This is a genomic window from Fusicatenibacter saccharivorans (assembly GCF_015557635.1).
GTDB classification, from domain to species: domain Bacteria; phylum Bacillota; class Clostridia; order Lachnospirales; family Lachnospiraceae; genus Fusicatenibacter; species Fusicatenibacter saccharivorans.
On sequence record NZ_JADNOP010000013.1, the window covers coordinates 45725 to 63026 of the forward strand.

13 protein-coding genes are annotated in these 17302 nt (G+C 46.2%); 11 read left to right on the plus strand and 2 right to left on the minus strand.

The features are described from left to right. The first annotated feature begins 20 nt into the window (after positions 1–20). Complete coding sequence (locus tag I2G42_RS11645) at positions 21–746, plus strand: glycosyltransferase family 2 protein (protein WP_118697406.1); 726 nt, start codon at positions 21–23, stop codon at positions 744–746. A gap of 89 nt (positions 747–835) precedes the next feature. Here the strand turns inward: I2G42_RS11645 and I2G42_RS11650 are convergent, their stop codons facing one another. Then, entirely contained in the window at positions 836–1963 is a 1128-nt protein-coding gene (locus I2G42_RS11650; RefSeq protein WP_055220897.1) for a hypothetical protein, read from the minus strand. A 562-nt stretch (positions 1964–2525) separates the two neighbouring features. Between I2G42_RS11650 and I2G42_RS11655 the strand changes: the two genes are divergently transcribed. Continuing rightward, positions 2526–3500 (plus strand): cell wall hydrolase, encoded by a 975-nt coding sequence (locus tag I2G42_RS11655; RefSeq protein WP_118719473.1) that lies wholly within the window; start codon positions 2526–2528, stop codon positions 3498–3500. Between the two features lie 118 nt (positions 3501–3618). Here I2G42_RS11655 and I2G42_RS11660 read toward each other — a convergent pair whose 3' ends face one another. Next, complete coding sequence (locus tag I2G42_RS11660; RefSeq protein WP_022461109.1) at positions 3619–4815, minus strand: nucleotidyltransferase domain-containing protein; 1197 nt, start codon at positions 4813–4815, stop codon at positions 3619–3621. Positions 4816–5032: 217 nt separating this feature from the next. Here I2G42_RS11660 and I2G42_RS11665 point away from each other — a divergent pair, with 217 nt between their 5' ends. Genes I2G42_RS11665 through I2G42_RS11705 form a run of 9 tightly spaced genes read left to right on the plus strand, consistent with a single transcriptional unit; the run spans position 5033 to position 17292 of the window. Next, positions 5033–5302 carry a PqqD family protein gene (locus I2G42_RS11665; protein ID WP_022461108.1) on the plus strand — a complete coding sequence of 90 codons (270 nt, stop codon included), beginning with the start codon at positions 5033–5035 and terminating at the stop codon, positions 5300–5302. Positions 5303–5330: 28 nt separating this feature from the next. Next, a complete protein-coding gene (locus tag I2G42_RS11670; protein WP_117813388.1) occupies positions 5331–7511 on the plus strand; it encodes an NAD-dependent epimerase/dehydratase family protein in 2181 nt (726 codons plus the stop codon). Further along, complete coding sequence (locus I2G42_RS11675) at positions 7508–8464, plus strand: hypothetical protein (protein ID WP_022461106.1); 957 nt, start codon at positions 7508–7510, stop codon at positions 8462–8464. Before I2G42_RS11670 ends, I2G42_RS11675 begins: the two co-directional genes overlap by 4 nt. A gap of 40 nt (positions 8465–8504) precedes the next feature. Beyond that, positions 8505–10850, plus strand: a complete 2346-nt coding sequence (locus I2G42_RS11680; protein WP_022461105.1) for a hypothetical protein — start codon at positions 8505–8507, stop codon at positions 10848–10850. A 2-nt stretch (positions 10851–10852) separates the two neighbouring features. Continuing rightward, positions 10853–12721 (plus strand): DUF2194 domain-containing protein, encoded by a 1869-nt coding sequence (locus I2G42_RS11685; RefSeq protein WP_055220894.1) that lies wholly within the window; start codon positions 10853–10855, stop codon positions 12719–12721. After that, positions 12718–14181 carry a GT4 family glycosyltransferase PelF gene (pelF, locus tag I2G42_RS11690; protein ID WP_022461103.1) on the plus strand — a complete coding sequence of 488 codons (1464 nt, stop codon included), beginning with the start codon at positions 12718–12720 and terminating at the stop codon, positions 14179–14181. The genes I2G42_RS11685 and pelF overlap by 4 nt, the downstream gene beginning before the upstream one ends. A 34-nt stretch (positions 14182–14215) precedes the next feature. Next, entirely contained in the window at positions 14216–15682 is a 1467-nt protein-coding gene (pelG, locus tag I2G42_RS11695; RefSeq protein WP_195531089.1) for an exopolysaccharide Pel transporter PelG, read from the plus strand. Then, complete coding sequence (locus I2G42_RS11700; protein ID WP_055220892.1) at positions 15683–16066, plus strand: DUF2304 domain-containing protein; 384 nt, start codon at positions 15683–15685, stop codon at positions 16064–16066. It abuts the gene before it with no gap. 23 nt (positions 16067–16089) lie between these two features. Next, positions 16090–17292, plus strand: a complete 1203-nt coding sequence (locus tag I2G42_RS11705) for a glycosyltransferase (RefSeq protein WP_022461100.1) — start codon at positions 16090–16092, stop codon at positions 17290–17292. Positions 17293–17302 lie beyond the last annotated feature (10 nt).

Consider the following 17302-nt stretch of genomic DNA (forward strand, 5'->3'; position numbering starts at 1 on the left):
GAAATGCAAGGAGAATACCAATGGATACCTTATATATTGTAATACCAGCCTATAATGAGTCGGAAAATATCAAAAGAACGATCGAGGAATGGTGTCCCGTCGTGGAGAAGCATAACGGCGGCGGTGCGTCCCGTCTTGTGATCATCAACGACGGAAGCCGCGACGATACGTATGAAATTGCTTCAGCAGAGTGCGAAACCCACCCGTTGCTCACCGTGCTGACGAAGCCAAACGGCGGCCACGGTTCCACCGTTCTGTACGGCTACCGCTATGCACTTGAAAACGGTGCGGACTATATCTTCCAGACCGATTCCGACGGTCAGACCGATCCGGAGGAGTTCGAAAAGTTCTGGCAGATCCGCGAGGGCTACGACGCCATTTTCGGAAACCGCACAAGCCGCGGCGACGGCTTTTCCCGCGCTGTCGTGGAAAAAGTGCTGTGCGCGGTGCTCTGGACCTATTTCCACGTATCCGTGCCGGATGCAAATGCCCCGTTCCGTCTGATGAAAACAGACTACGTGGCCGAGTATCTGCCGCTGATGCCGGAAAACTACAATCTGCCGAACGCACTGCTGACTGCCTTCGGAGCGTATTTTCACCGGAAAATCCGTTTCATCCCGATCAGCTTCAAGCCGCGTCAGGGAGGAACAAATTCCATCAACATCCGTAAAATTGTAAAAATCGGCCGTCAGGCGCTGCACGATTTCTGTGAGATTCAGAAAGCGGCTGCGAAAAAAAGAGGATAAAAAATAATATAAGAGAAGGAACGTATCCCATGTTTCATGAGATACGTTCCTTCTTTTTGTATGCTTATTTTTTATTATGGACCTTATTTTTAATAGAAGCGATGCGATCTTTTCTGATTCATGGAATCCTTTAGTGCCAGAAGTGATTCGATCAGGATCAGAAGCAGGATCACAGCGATCATGACTGCGAGGATCTGATTTGTTCGCTGATGGAACCAGGAGCCGATTCCTGTGTGTGCAGTCTGTGTATTCTCGGTCTGTGCGGCATTTTCAAGAGCTGCAGTTTCCGAAGTAATAATCTGTGCATCCGGGTCTGTTGTTCTGACAGATGGTACAATCTGCGTTGCGGCTGGAAGCTGGCTGGAAGAAGTAACAGCGGATGCGGTAACTTCCGGGTGGATGGTGGAAAGATCAACTTCTTCGTCTTCTGTAACAACTGCGCTGGCAATCGGTTCTGCTGCGATCGGTTCGGATGCAGGAACCTGTTCCGGTGCGGTTTTGGATGCAGGAGCTGCGGTTTCCGGAAGAATATTTTCCTGTGCCGGCTGTTCCGAAGCAGATGGCTGTACCACGGTTGGGGTTTCTGCCGGTGCGGATGGCTGTTCCGGAACGGATGGTTCTGGAGCGGCCGGTTCTTCCGGAACTTCCGGTGCAGATGGCTCTTCTGGAAGAGATGGCTCCGGGTCAGTTGCCGGTGTTTCCGGGATTGCGGTACAGTAAACAAGAGAAGTCATCGCCGCCGAAGAATCCGTAATCACAACGGAACCGCCATTGGAAACGGCCTGTCCATTAACATAGAAGGAAATCTGATCCATATCCAGTGTGTAGCCAGGTTCCGTAACCATCGATACGGAGAACGTTCCGTTTACTTCCTCGACCGGTTCGCTGTTCTGATACAGGACATAGGAACCATCATCGGAAAGATATGACATGGTGACCGGCGCATCCATTGTGGAATCCTGAAATGTCAGGGCAGCATCGGTAAAAGCAAGGGCCGCCTGATCGGTGTTCAGATAGAATTCCAGGTCCTGTGCATCGTAATGGGTGAAGTGAATGGTAATTTCACCGGCGTCTGTATTTTCTGCACTTGGAACTGTCTCGGCTGCTGCCGAATACGGAGCGGAAAAAAATAATCCGGCCGCCAGGAGGCCTGCCATTCCGAATCTCAGAATCAAATTTCCTGTGTGTTTTTTCGTTGTCTGTGTGCTGTGTAACATATGACATCCTCCTTTCACCTGATCGGTTTCTAATGTCGGTCTGTTTTATTTTCCTGCGGTAAGTTTCACGTATAAATTGAAAGAAAAATAATTGATAAAATATAAATTTTCTTTCTTTTTAAAGATTATACCATATGTAGAAAGAAATATCATGTAAAAATAAAAAGTTAAAAGAAAATTTGAAAATGCGTCAAAAGTGGAAAAGGTTTGTAATGCATGTCGAAAAATAGAAAAAGAACTGTCACAATTTCTTAAAAAATATTTGCGGAAAAAGAGGGCAGAAAGGGCAGAATGTGAAACAAAAGCAAAATAAAAAGAAGGAAACAAGACACGGAAAAGTATTCCAGGCAGGCCGCATGCAGAAGAAAAAGTGGGAATAAAAACCGATCCAATTCGTCAAAAAAGCGGAAAAGTGGTGAAAAATTGTGGGTTCTATGAAAAAAACGATGGGAAAAGACAGGAATGTTGTCGAAATATTCTAGTTGACAAAAAGATGTAACACTGGTAGAATCGGTTTGTAACAAGATGTAACAAAAACGTAATAATTATTCAGGAGGTAAGTATGACATTCAAAAAAAGTTATGTGCCGGGCATCCTGGGGAGCGTGCTCACACTGACTGTCATCATGGCTGCACCCGTAAAAGCAGAGACAAAGGAAGAAACCATTTTAAATAAAACAGACTGGAGCACAATGGCTGCAGCAAACGTAGAAGGATATGTCAACATCCGCAGCGAGGCAAACGCAGATTCCGAGATCGTCGGAGTTCTGATGCCGGGCTATGCGGTTACTGTAACAGAAAAAGGAGACGAGTGGAGCAAGATCTCTTCCAATGGTGTAGAAGGCTACATAAAGAATGAATATCTGGTATTTGGGGAAGAGGCAAAAGCACATTACCGCAATATGTGCGGTATCACCGGAGTTGTTCAGGCGGACAGCCTTCGTGTCCGTGAGGCAGCATCCACAGATTCCGCGCAGGTTGGAACACTGACACAGAATGGTGAAGTCAGCATATTCGGCGAAGAGGCTGACTGGTATCAGATCCAGTACAGCGGAAGCAGCGCATACGTTCATGGAGACTATGTGACACTTTCAGAGGAGTTAAAAGGTGCTGTTTCCATGGAGGAATACCAGGCATCACAGGCCTGTGCGGCAAGCAGCGCAGCAGCAGCCTCCACAGCAGGCAGTGCATCGGTAATTTCCGCAGACAGCAATGATGTGGCAATGCTTGCAGCACTGATCGAGTGCGAGGCAGGCGGCGAGAGCTACACAGGAATGGTGGCAGTCGGAGCGGTTGTAGTAAACCGTGTCAACAGCGGTTCCTTCCCGAACAGCATTTCCGGCGTTATTTATCAGAGTGGACAGTTTACACCGGTTGCGACCGGAACTTTCCAGAGTGTGCTCGCACGCGGAGCGAGAAGTGACTGTTACGCAGCTGCACAGGCTGCACTTGCAGGTGAGAGCCCGGTTGGCGGATGCCTGTATTTCAACAGCGGCTACGGCAGCGGAATTCAGATCGGATATCAGCATTTTTATTAAAAACAGGCGTGGAACCTTTGCAAGGGGATAGGCAGAGGGAAGACGCATTCCCATAGATTGACAGAACAGAAAAACGAGTAAGTGAACAGGGGAGACGTTCGCTTACTCGTTTTTCGTTTTATTGCAAATCGTTGTTGTCGAAGATTTTTAACAGCTTGGTCTTCCGGTTATCGGCCCGGAAGTCTGCCAGCGTCTGCCGCAGTGTCGTGTGGCGGATACGGTAGGTGTTGGACAGGAAACAGAAAAATGTGATGACCCAGAGAACCGGCCAGAGAAGTACGCATTTATGAAGCTTTGGGAACCGCAGCTTCATCTGAATATGGCCTTCGTGGAACCAGGCATGGATACCGGTGTGCTGGTAGGAACCGCTGCTGACAATTTTTCTCTGTGTATCACTGCCGAAATCGCCGTCTGCGAGAATTTTTTCCAGAAAAATGGCACAGTCAGAGGCAGAGCAGTGAACCTGCGGATCAATGGAGGCAGAAAGACCGAAATAAATACGGCAGGATTCCAGAATCAGCTCATACAGATGAAAAATTTTCGATTCCCGGCACCAGAAGTGGATTTTTTCAAAATTAACCTCGGAGGCATAACGTTCCAGATACAGAGTGAAATCGCAGAGCAGACGGCTGCCAAAACCGCTGTAGAGGTAATGCTTGAGCATGTGATGCAGCATGTAAAACACATTTTCCGTTGGCGGCAGTACCGGATAGGTCTGACCGTAGAGTTCCACGAAAGATGGTTTCAGATGACTGGCGGAAAAAATTTCGTCCACCAGTTCATTGGCCCGGGAAAACTGATAAATACCGACGATGCGGTAATGGAGTTCCAGCGTAAAGGAGCGGCCAGTCTCGGGAAAAGTGAAGCGGTAGGTGACATGGTGATCGCTCTCCTCCGGCTCCTCCGTGTAGCCATGAGCGTTAAGAATCCGGCAGGCACGGGAAAAAGCATCTTTTTCGGGAATATAAAGATCCAGATCTCCCAGCTTCCGATATTCGGGAATGGGATAATTGGCGGCGAGACTGATGCCCTTTAAGAGAAAGCAGGGAATCTTCTCCGCAAGGAGGAGCGAAAAAGTAAGGCGTGTAAAATGTTCCAGCTGATAATAGGAGAGCAGCATCTGCTTCGTCTGCTGTTTGAGAGCAGAAAACTGCGGCTGCTGTTCAAAATATGGCAGAAGAAACGGAAGCGAACAGTGTTTTTCGGCCAGACGGTATAAGGCGGACGGATCCACACCATCAAGCGGGACCGGTTCGGACAAATCCGTGCATAAATTTTTTAAAATCTGTAAATAAACGGCATCAAGCGGCTGCATAAGATACTCCTTTGGGGAAAAGATTTTTCAAATATGTTTTAGTATATCACAAAATGGAAAAAGAAAGTGCAGAGAAATAAAACTTTATTACAGATATCAATAAAAAGCAAAATAAAGTTTACAATGCAATTGGGTAGGGCTATAATAGAACTATTAGTATCCTTGTTTTTCTCTGAGGTAAGAAAGAAAAGCAAGACGCAGAAGAATGGAGATAAAAATGACCAGAAAAGGTGATTTTGTACTCAGACAGATTGCAGACGAATATGTTCTGATTCCATATGGGGCGACGGCGGAAAAGATGAATCAGGTACTCACACTGAGTGAAACAGCAGCTTTTATTTACGAGCAGACCGGCGATGCCGTATCTGCAAAAGAGATTGCAAAACGGCTCGGAAAAGCTTACGATATGCCGGCGGAGGAAGTGCAGGAGGACGTAAACGCAGTGCTGGAAACATTCCGAAACTATGGTATCCTGGAGCGTGTTTGAAAAATCTACGAAAACGGCGAGGTAGCGTATGATAGTATTTTTAGTCGGCGGCGAGAGCAGACTGATGGATGCTCTGATCACCAAAATGGAAAAAGACGGACATAAGACATATCTGCTGACCGGAAAGCGGGATGGAAGAGGAAAGTACCGCCGCGTCTTCGAACGGTATAATTTCCCCTACGACAGCGAGAGCGTGCGGGAAATTTTTACCAATGTAAACCCGGATCTTGTTATTTTTCTCGGAGCTTACGATACCAACTATGACTGGAGTGATGCCAGAAGAGAGTCGGTCCGTTACACCGCAGATCTGACGAACCTTCTTTCGGCGTATGCATTTAAACAAAATGGTCGTTTTGTGTACCTGTCTTCCGAAGTTGTTTATGGCCGGTCTTACAGCAGCGATATCCACGAAACGGAACCGGCATCGTCCAAAAGCTTTCAGGCAATGGCGATTTTGCAGGGAGAAAATATCTGCAAAAGCTATCGTGACACCAGAGAGATGGACACGCGGGTTCTGCGCTTCGATCATATGTATGATATTCCACGGAAAGGAAAGGCCGACAATAACCCATGTTTCCAGATGATGCTGGAAATGCTGAAAACCAATCAGATTGCAGCAAACAGCCGAAATGTTTTTTCCATGATTTATCAGAGCGATGCGGTGGAGTTTGCGTACCGCGTGATGATGGCAGAGCATCCGAAATATCCGCTGTATCACATTTCTTCCGGCGAGGTCATCAGTCAGATGAAACTGGCAGAGCTGATTCAGCAGAATGCGGGAGACGGAACGACGATTCGGGATGATACCGTCGGAGAGGGCTATCGCCTGGTGCTGGATGGCAGACGGTACAGGAAAGAATTTGACGGAAAAATTTTTGTCCCATACGAAGAAGGCGTAAAAGCTGTTGTAGAGTATATGAAGAAATACAGCAGTTCCTTTTTACAGAGAGAAGATACGGGCGCCGGATGGGGCAACCGGGTCTGGAGACTGCTGGTGCGGATTTTCCGCATGCTGGCTCCGTATCTGGAAAACCTGATCTGTTTTATCCCGTTCTTTATGATTCATAACCGTGCGGTCGGCAGCCAGTATTTTGCAAAGCTGGATGCGTATCTTTTGTATGTGCTTTTGTTTGCGATTGTGTATGGACAGCAGCAGGCGATCTTCTCAGCGCTTCTGGCGACGGCTGGCTACTGTTTCCGCCAGATGTATAACCAGAGCGGTCTGGAAGTGCTGATGGATTACAGTACGTATATCTGGATGGCGCAGCTTTTTATCCTGGGCATGGTAGTCGGTTACATGCGTGACCAGATTCATCATATCAAAAAGGACGATCAGGAGGAGATCAGCTATCTGCACGGACAGCTTGGCGATATGACTGAGATCAACGACAGCAATGTGCGGATGAAACAGATTTTTGAACTGCAGCTTGTCAACCAGAAGGACAGTCTTGGAAAAATTTATGAAATTACATCGTCACTGGATCAATACGGTGCCTATGAGGTGCTTTTCTATGCAGCACAGACGATTTCCAAGCTGATGAATACGGAGGATGTGGCGGTTTACACCGTTGCCAACCAGTCGTATGCGCGTCTCTTTTCCTTTACTTCGCCGACGGCCAGAAAGCTGGGAAATTCCATCCGCTACCCGGAGATGGAAGCGATGTATACGGATCTGAAAGAACGCCGCGTATTCATCAACAAGACGATGGATGAGCGCTATCCGCTGATGGCGCAGGCCATTTATGCGGAGGATGAAATGCAGATCATTCTGATGCTGTGGGGACTTCCGTGGGACCGCATGAACCTGGCCGAGTCCAATCGTCTGACGGTCATCAGCTATCTGATTCAGAATGCGGTTGTCCGTGCAAACCGTTATCTGGAAGCACTCCGGGAGCACCGTTATCTGGGCAACAGCAGCATTTTGGAAAAAGAGGCATTTACACAGCTGGTAAGTGCGTTTTTTGAGGCAAAGCGGAATGGACTGACAGAATGTTCCCTGGTAAAGATTACCTGCGGAGAAGAAAAATATCTGGAAGCAGCAGAGGTGCTCGGAAAGAAACTGCGACAGACCGATTACGTCGGAATGCTGGATGGCGGCCTGTATGTATTGCTTTCGGATACAGAGGAAAAGAATGCGCTGGGTGTTATTACTCGTTTTGCAGAAGCTGGATATGAGAGTACAATTGCAAATGGGGAGGTGGCCGCATGAGCATAAACGGAACACTGGCGTTTGTGATCCTGTGGATCGTGAATGCTCTGATTGCGCTTGTGTATCTGCTGGTTGGAATTTTCCTTTATGTTCCGGCGTGTGATCTGAAAAGAGAGCAGGGGGAGGAGATTCAGTACGACAATCGGAGAGCATTTTTTATTCGTTTTATCGTCATGGTTCTCTGCCCGGTCGTCGGTCCGGCATTTTTTCTGTGCAGTTATCTGATTTACAAGACGGTATTCCGCCAGGCGGTCGATCTGGAAGATGTTATTTTCAGCAAGGAACGTGTGCAGACACATCTGAAAGCGGACGAGGAGCGGGAGCGCAACATGGCGCCGCTGGAAGAATCGCTTGCCGTCAGTGACAAGCGGAATATGCGTATGCTGATGCTGAATGTGATCCGCGGAGATATGCAAAAATCCCTGGAATCCATTACCATGGCACTGAACAGCGAAGATTCTGAGACATCCCATTATGCGGCCTCGGTATTGCGGGATGAGCTGAACGATTTCCGGTCCAATGTGCAGAAAATGTACACGCAGATGCAGCAGGAAACAGAGACGGAAACAGAATGTGAAGAAATGCTGATCGATTATATGAATCGAATTTTAAGTCAGAAAATTTTTACAACAATGGAGCAGACCAAGTATGTCAATATGCTGGAAGAAGCGGCCGAATCGCTGTACCAGAAAAACGGTGCACGAATTACGGCAGACCGGTACGAGGGACTGTGCCTGAAACTTCTGGATTTAAAAAAAATTCCGGAAACCGAAAAGTGGTGTATGCGTCTGGCACGGCAGCACGGAAATGCGCTGGCAGCGTATACCTGCCGGTTAAAACTGTATTTCACAATGGGGGAAAAAGAGAAATTCTTCGAAGTTTTGCAGGAACTGAAAGAGTCTGATATTATTATTGATAATGAGACGCTGGAGCTGATCCGGATTTTCAGTTAAGCAGGAAGAAAAAGAAAAGCAGAAAGGAGGAACAGAGATTATGACAATGAAATGGCTTACAATTTTACAGTTTCTGGAAATTGTCGCGGCATATGGCATTGTAACTTTGTTCCTCCCATGGCTGGTACTCCGGAAGCGGTTCCGCCGTTTTTCTGCTGCGGAACAGCTGACCGGATATTTTTTTGCGGGAAATTTTTATATCATCTATCTGGTATATCTGCTGCAGTTTCTTCATATCAGCAATCGTGTGACACTGACGGCAGGCACCGTGGGGCCGTTTCTTCTGGTGTGGATCTGGAAAAGAAGAAGTAAGATTCCAGGTGTGATCGAGTGGGTTCTGGAGAATGTAGAGCGTCTGCTGAGTGGAGAACGTGGAAAGAAAACTTCGCTTGTGCAGCTGCGAGGGACCATTTACAGGCGGTTTTTCCGTGGAAAAAGAAAGCAATGGCTGAATGTGCTGCTGGAGCTTGCTGTGATGGGGGCCGCGATTGCGGCAATTACGTATGTCTATGGGCCGAATATGATCGAAGCTTACGGTTATAAAGCCAGTGATATCCCGGTACACAACTACTGGATCAATGAGCTGGATCGGAACAACATCTGGGTTGCAGGTGTGTACCCGTATGGATTTCACATCGTGATTTATTATCTGCATATGGTGTTTGGGATCAAAACGTATGTCTTGCTGCGGATCTTTGGCGTAGTGCAGACATATTTTGTATATCTGGCAATGGTTGTGGCGCTGAAAATGGTGTGCAAGGGAAGATTTACTCCATATCTTGGCGTGCTGTTCTATGTGATGGATATTTTTAACCGGAATACGTATGCAAGATTTGAAGGTGCGCTGCCGCAGGAATTCAGTATGATCTTTATTCTGACGTCTGTCTGCATGGCGATCCGTTTTTTTCAGGAATTTGCAAAAGAGCAGAAGGCAGAAGAGAATGAAAAAAAAGAACTGGATCAAAACTGCCGTTGGTATCTGATCCAGTTTGCCATTGGATTTTCGCTTACGCTGACGATCCACTTTTACAGCACGATGATCGCCGGGCTGTTTTGCATTGGCGTTGCAGTCGGCTTTTGTTTCCGGTTTGCCCGGTGGAAGTATTTCCGCAGAATTATGGCAACGGGAATCCTGAGTGTGCTGCTTTCTGTACTGCCCATGGCGGCGGGTGTTGCGATGGGAAAAGGACTGCAGGGATCCCTGTACTGGGGATTAAGTGTTATCAATGGAGGAAAGGATGATGAAACGGAAGCGACAGATTCTCTGGTGGAAAATACAGAGCTGAGCACCATTTCGGAAAGTGAGGGGACAGAAAACAGGGATGGCGGCTCAACAGTCAGTGCATCACAGGTCGAGGCGCTGAAAAAAGCGGCTGAAGAGAAACTGGCAGAACAAGCGAAGGAGCAGCAGAAGCCATTAAAGGAACGTTTAAAAGAAAAATTTGCAGCAGTTCGAAGCAGCATTCGCGTAAATGTGATGAATGTAAAACCATATATTGTGGAAATTACCCTGGGAAGTATTGTGCTTTTGGCTGCGCTTGGAAGTTTGATGGTGCTTTTACGGGAGATTGATTTTGCGGGAGTGATTTTTTCCACTGCCTTTTATCTGCTCTGTATGTGCTGTCTGCAATGTGCATCCCTGCTGCATTTGCCGGCATTGATGGATCCAAACCGCTGCAGCATTTTCCTTTGCTATTCGGTTTGTTTTTCATGGACGCTGGGAGCAGATGCCATCGTACATCTCCTGATACGATGGTGGAAGAAAAGATGGGTCAGCAATGTTGCATCTATCCTTACTTTAGTCATAGCGGTTTCTGCTGTGATATCAAATGGTCTTCTGAGAAAGCCGATTGTTGTAGACGCTCTGGAAGATAATGGAGCGATTGCCTGCGTTACCAATATTTTAAAAGAAAACAGGAATTTCACCTGGACCATCTGCTCTGCCGATGATGAACTTCGAATGACGGAGTTTTACGGCTACCATTATGAGACCATTACTTTTCTGCGTGAACTGCAGGATCTGGAAAAAAATCCGGAGATCATTATGCCGACACAGAATGTATATTTTTTTGTGGAAAAAATTCCAATTGATTATGCGGGAAGTACCAACCACAAAGAAGTAACCGTGGAGGGAGCAGAAGCACCCCTTCCGTCAGCAGGCGGAATTGAACCGTATTTTGCAGAAAACCGGTGGTATACGATGTGCCATATTTATTACTGGACACAGAAATTTAAAGAACTTTATCCAGACGAGATGGAAGTCTATTATGAAACAGACAGTTTTATTTGTTATCGTGTACAGCAGAACGTAAACAGTCCGTACAATTTTGCAATTGATTACGGATATAACAATCCAACGCCAAAGGCAGGAAGCGAGGAAGAATAGAGATGGTTTCGCGTAGAAATTTTGTAGCAATTACAATCATTATGGCGATCGTTCTTTTCTTATTCCAGGGATTGAATGTGGCAAGAGAAAAGCTGAACTATTACGATACAAATGCATATGCGAAGGATAAAGAAACGTTAGCGGATGGAAGCGGAGCATTTGGAGCAGTGGATGCTTCCGATCAGATTAACATAGAGGGCAGCAGGGGAACCATTGTTTATATCGGAGCAGAAAAGAGCGACTCTATCGGTACCGTTGTTCAGGAATGGTGCCGGTATATGAAATATGAGTCAGCAGTCTATTCATCGATAACAAAATATGAGAAAGCAATGGAGAAAAAAGATACCAGGCTGCCGGAAATGGTGATTGTGAATTCGGAAAATATAGACTGGACAACCGTAAAGGATACCGTGGAACTGCAAAAATGTACAGAACAGGGGATTCATCTTGTATTTGCAAATCTGCCTGATGTTTCTGTGATAAAAAAGAATCAGAAATTCATGGAATTGCTTGGCATCAAAAAAATTACAGCAGATCAGGTAACGGTGAAGGGAATGGATTTGTATGCGAATCTGATGCTTGGCGGAGAAAACATTTATGAGGCGAAGAAACAGGAAGAGAAAAAGATGCAGGATCTTGAACTGACTTTTCCGTGGTTTAAACTGGCAGGTGGTACGAAAGCTTATATGAAAGGTATTCCGGAAGACAGTACCTTAAAAGTGCAGGAACATCCCGTTGCAATCTGGCGAAAAAGTACGGGAAATGCCTATGTTTTTGCAGTAAACGGAGATTATATGGAGGATGAAACGGGACTTGGAATCCTGACCGGAATGCTTTACGAGACAAGAGATTATCTGATTTACCCGGTCGTAAATGCACAGAATCTGATTGCTGCTAATTTTCCGGTTCTGACAGAGGAAAATACAGCACAGATGCAGGAGATTTACGGCAACACAGCAACAGCTGTTAACCGTGATATCATCTGGCCCTCTTTTGCTTCTGTTTATGAAAAGAATCATCTCGGACTGACCTGTATGCTGGCGCCGAAGCTTGATTACAGCAGTACAACAAAACCAGATGGCAGTATGCTGAACTATTATGTGAAACTGATTAATGAGCAAAAAGGGGAAACAGGGCTTTCCGGTACTTGTGAGTCAGAAACGGATGTGATACAGAAACTGCAGGAAGATCAGGAGTTCATGCAAAAAAAATTGAATACGTTTGCTTTTTCTTCTTTTTACGCTGGAGAACAGACGGATGAAGAAATGGAAAAAGCATTGCAGCAGCCTGTTCTTGAACAGATTCGTACGGTTGTAAAAGCCAAGGATACCGAGGGGGATATTGTAAGATATCAGAACGATCAGGTTACAAGCCAGAAAGTGATATCGGAAGAAGAGGAGCAATTTACATACCGTTCCTGGATGAAAGTAAAGAGTGTGGAATCTGCACTTGGATATACCAGTGTTCTGCTGGATTTGGATGCTATTCTTTATCCGAAAACAGAAGAGGATCGCTGGGAAAATATCGGCAAGGAATTTGCGGCGAATCTTTCTACGTACTGGAAGCTATTCTCCGGTTTTGACGGCACGACCGTATCGGAATGTGACACCAGAATCCGGACATTTCTGAATTCCCGTTATGAAGATGACAGAGAAGACAATGCCATCACATTAAGGACAACAGGAACCGATGAAACAGCGTATTATGTTCTTCGCACGCACAATGAAGATGTCAGAAAAGTTACAGGCGGAACAGCAGAAAAACTTGAAGATTCCGCGTGGCTGATTCGCGCAGAGCAAAGTGAGGTAAGGATTACGCTTGGAGCATCGGATCAACGGTATTACTATGAGAAAGGGGCGAAAAACGAATGAGAGTCTGCATTGTTGCGGAAGGATGCTACCCTTTCGTCGTAGGAGGTGTTTCAAGCTGGGTACACAGCCTGATCCAGCTGTTTCCGGAAACGGAATTTGTGATTCTTGCAATTGCGGCAAATCGTTCCCAGCGGGGAAAATATGCCTATGAATTGCCGAAAAATGTGTCTGCGGTCTATGAACTTTATCTTGACGATGTGGACTGGAGCGGCAGCAAGAAACTGCACAGAAAACGGCTGAAAAAAGAACAGTATCAGGCACTGCGCAGTCTGATTCTGGATCAGGACATCGAGTGGGATGTTTTGTTTGACCTTTTCCAGAAAGAAAATGTTTCCCTGAATGCGCTGCTGATGGGGGAGGATTTTCTGAATGCGGTCAGAGACTGCTATAATCTGAAATACAGTCAGATTGTCTTTTCTGATTTCCTGTGGACGATGCGTTCGATTTATCTGCCGCTGTTTCTCACCATGCAGACGGAAATACCGCGTGCCGATTTGTACCACTGTGTTGCAACCGGTTATGCGGGGGTTCTTGGTGCCATGGCAAAACACTTCTACGGCAGCCGTCTCCTGATTTCTGAGCACGGAATTTACACCAGAGAGCGGGAAGAAGAACTGATCAAAGCCAAATGGGTAGAAGGAATCTATAAAAATATCTGGATCGATCAGTTTCGAAAAATGTCAAAGCTGGCGTACAACGAAGGGACGCTCATTACATCACTGTTTGAACATGCACGGGAACTGCAGATCGAACTTGGCTGCCCGATCGAAAAAACCATGGTCACGCCAAACGGAATCCGTGTGGAAAATCTGCAGAATATTCCGGGGAAAACGGAAGAAGATGAAGGAAAAATCAACATCGGTGCGGTACTGCGTGTGACCCCGATTAAAGATGTCAAAACGATGATTCAGGCATTTGGTTTTGCGAAAGAAAAAGATGACCGTCTGAAACTCTGGATTATGGGACCATGGGAAGAAGACCGGGAATATGCCGAGGAGTGTTTCCAGCTTGTCTCGGATATGGAAATCCCGGATGTTGTTTTTACCGGAAGAATCAATATCCGCGATTATCTTGGAAGAATGGATGTGACCATTCTGACCAGCATAAGTGAGGGACAGCCGCTGACCATTCTGGAAAGCTATGCGGCGCATAAGCCGGTGATTGCAACGGATGTCGGAAACTGCTATGGACTGATTTACGGGGAAAGTGATGATTTCGGTGCGGCCGGAATTGTCACGCATATCATGAATATTGAAGAAATCGCGCAGGCGATGCTGGATATGGCGGCAAATGAAAAAATGCGCCTGGAAATGGGAGAGACCGGCTATCGCCGTGTGATGGAGAAATATAGAGTAGAATATATGCAGAAAACATACTGGGAGATTTACCGGGATTTCGCAGAACAGATGGGGCTGGAGTGGAAGGAAGAATCGGTAAAACTGCCGGATAAGGAAAAGTAAAACCGGAGCAGGCACAAAAAAGGAGGAAGAGGATATGGCAGGAATCGGAGTTCGGCTGAATCGGATTTTTGAAAAAAATACACTTACGACAAATCTGGTTGGATTTTTCTACAGCACCGTAGTGACGGTTGCGCCCATGTTTGTCATCATTATCAATCTGATTTTAATGGAATATCTGCTGGATTTTGCCAGTGTGGGATATGTGACAAGAGAGCTGTTTTCCTGCACGATTCTTTATACCTTTATCTTTTCTCTTCTGACGGCGTCCCCGTTTAATGCGGTGCTGTCCTGCTATATGTCTGATGTGATCTACGAAGAGCGGTATCAGGATATTTTACCCTGCTATCATATTGGTATGCTTCTGAACATTGGTCTCAGCTGTCTGTTGGGGATTCCGTTCTGTCTCTGGGAACATTTTGTGGGAAAGGTACCAACCGCATATGTATTCTGTGGCTTTTGCGGTTATATCAGTCTGGTGCTTGTTTTTTACTCGATGATTTATCTTTCTATTTGCAAAGATTATCAACGGATTTCACAGTATTTTTTCTTCGGCATGCTGGTGGCATTTGTCCTTGCCCTGATTTTACACTTTATTCTGAAGTGGGAGACAACATGGAGTATGCTGTTTTCTCTGACGATCGGATTTTTTGTGACGGCAACGCTGGAAAATGCGCTGATCCGCCGGTATTTTGTGCGAAATAGCAATCATTACCGGCCGGTACTGCAGTATTTTAGGAAATATTGGAAATTGATTTTTACAAACTTTTTGTATATCCTTGGGTTATACATTCACAATTTTGTGTTCTGGACAACGGATATGCGGATGGAGATTGCAAAAAGTTTCGTATGTAACCAGCCATACGATATGGCATCCTGTCTCGCCATGTTTACCAACATTTCCGCAACGATCATCTTTATTGCGCGTGTGGAGATGAACTTTCACGAAAAATATAAACTGTACTCGGAGGCAGTCATCGGCGGAAAAGGCGCCGATATTGACAATGCGAAGAAACGGATGTTCCGTCAGCTTTCCAGTGAACTGATGACACTGGCGCGGTTACAGTTTATCATTTCTGTTGTGGTTTATCTGATCTGTGTTATTCTGCTACCAGGGGAGGGATTTTCCGGTATGACACTGAAAATTTATCCGTCACTTGCGGTTGGATATTTTATTCTGTTTCTGATGTATGCGGAAATTATCTTCCTGTATTATTTTGACGATCTGACAGGGGCAATCTGGACAGCGATCGTGTTTTGCCTGGTGACATGGATTGGCAGTCTGATTGCAACACATTTACCGGTGATCTGGTATGGCGCCGGGGTCATAGCAGGAGCATTTGCAGGATGGAGTGTGGCATATGCGAGACTGCGATGGGTAGAAAAAAACATGGACAGACATGTCTTTTGCCGTGGAAATCTGATTCCTCAGGGAAAGGGGAAACGGCCATCCGGTATGGTTTATGAAAGAAAAGCAGAGCAAGAGCAGAAGGAGGAAGCGTAAATGAGCACAGCAGCAATTGTAAAAGCTTGCGTTATTTTGATGGGAATTGGAATTATGATCGTTACCTTCGTGCTTCATGCGAAAAAGAAGCTGACCGTAAACCTGGCAGTTACCTGGGAACTGCTTGGAATTGCAGCAATCTTAAGCGGAGCGGTTCCGAGATTTTCCGGATGGAGCAGCCGGATCGGGCTTGGGAGCCTCGTTGTTCTTCTGATCACAGCGCTTCTGGTTCTGTGGGGCGTTTACCAGATGACAATTCAGATCTCTTCCCTGTTAATGAAAAACCAGGAACTGGCGATTCTGGTTTCTCTTTTGAACCAGGAGAATGAAAGAATTCTGAGAGAACTGGAAAAACTGACGGGCAAAAATGCAAGAGAGTTATAAGGGAATAGAAGAAGGAAGAACGAATGAAGAAAATTTTGTTTGTGATCAACACCCTTGGCCGGGCGGGAGCGGAAACAGCGCTGCTGGAACTTTTGCGCCGCCTGGATGCGGAGGAATATGAAATTTCACTTTACGTACTTTTGGGGCAGGGTGAAATGATTTCCCAGGTACCGCAGAGGGTACATGTGAAAAATAAGAAAATCTGTACCGCTTCTGTGCTGTCCGGTGCGGGGCGGAGAAAACTGATACAGACATCTTTTCTGGCGTTTTTCCGCCATGGTCGCACCATAAAGAAAATGCAATATGTGATACAAAATTTTTTCCGAATGAAAAAAACTGGAAACATTCAGCCGGACAAGCTGCTCTGGCGTGTAATTTCGGATGGAGCAGACCGATTTTCGGAAACCTTCGATCTGGCGGTTGCTTACCTGGAAGGCGGTTCTGCTTATTACGTTGCCGATCATGTGAATGCTAAGAAAAAAGCTGCCTTTGTCCATATTGCATACGGCAATTCCGGTTATACAAGGGAAATGGATCGGGACTGCTACGAAAAGATGGATCAGATCTTTACCGTTTCGCAGGAGACGCGCCGTCATTTTCTGGAATTTTATCCGGAATATGAGAAGAAAGTGCAGGTTTTTCACAATATTCTCGATACAGACCGGATTGCGCGTGAGGCGCAGCTGCCGGGCGGTTTTTCAGATTCCTATACAGGAATTCGAATCTTAACTGTCGGAAGACTGGCCTATCAGAAAGCATATGACATCGCAATTCCGGCCATGAAAAAGATCCGCGAAGATGGCTATGAGGCGCGATGGTATGTACTGGGAGAGGGATCCGAGAGAAATGCGCTCGAAAAGCAGATTGCAGAGCTTGGCCTGCAGGAAGATTTCCAGCTGCCGGGTGCAAAAGAGAATCTGTTTCCTTATTATGCACAGTGTGATCTCTACGTTCATGCAACACGGTTTGAAGGAAAAAGCATCGCCATCCAGGAAGCGCAGACACTTGGCTGTGCTGTGATTGCATCGGACTGTGCGGGAAACAGAGAGCAGATTGTGGACGGGGAAGATGGTCTTCTCTGTACGCTGACACCGGAAGGCATTGCCGAAAAAGTAGAAGAACTGCTGGATGATCCGAAGAAACGGGAACGGCTTGCAGCAGCGGCAAAACAGAAAATGAACGGTCAGACAGAGGAAATCTGGAAACTGCTGAATCTAATGAAATGAGGCGGACATA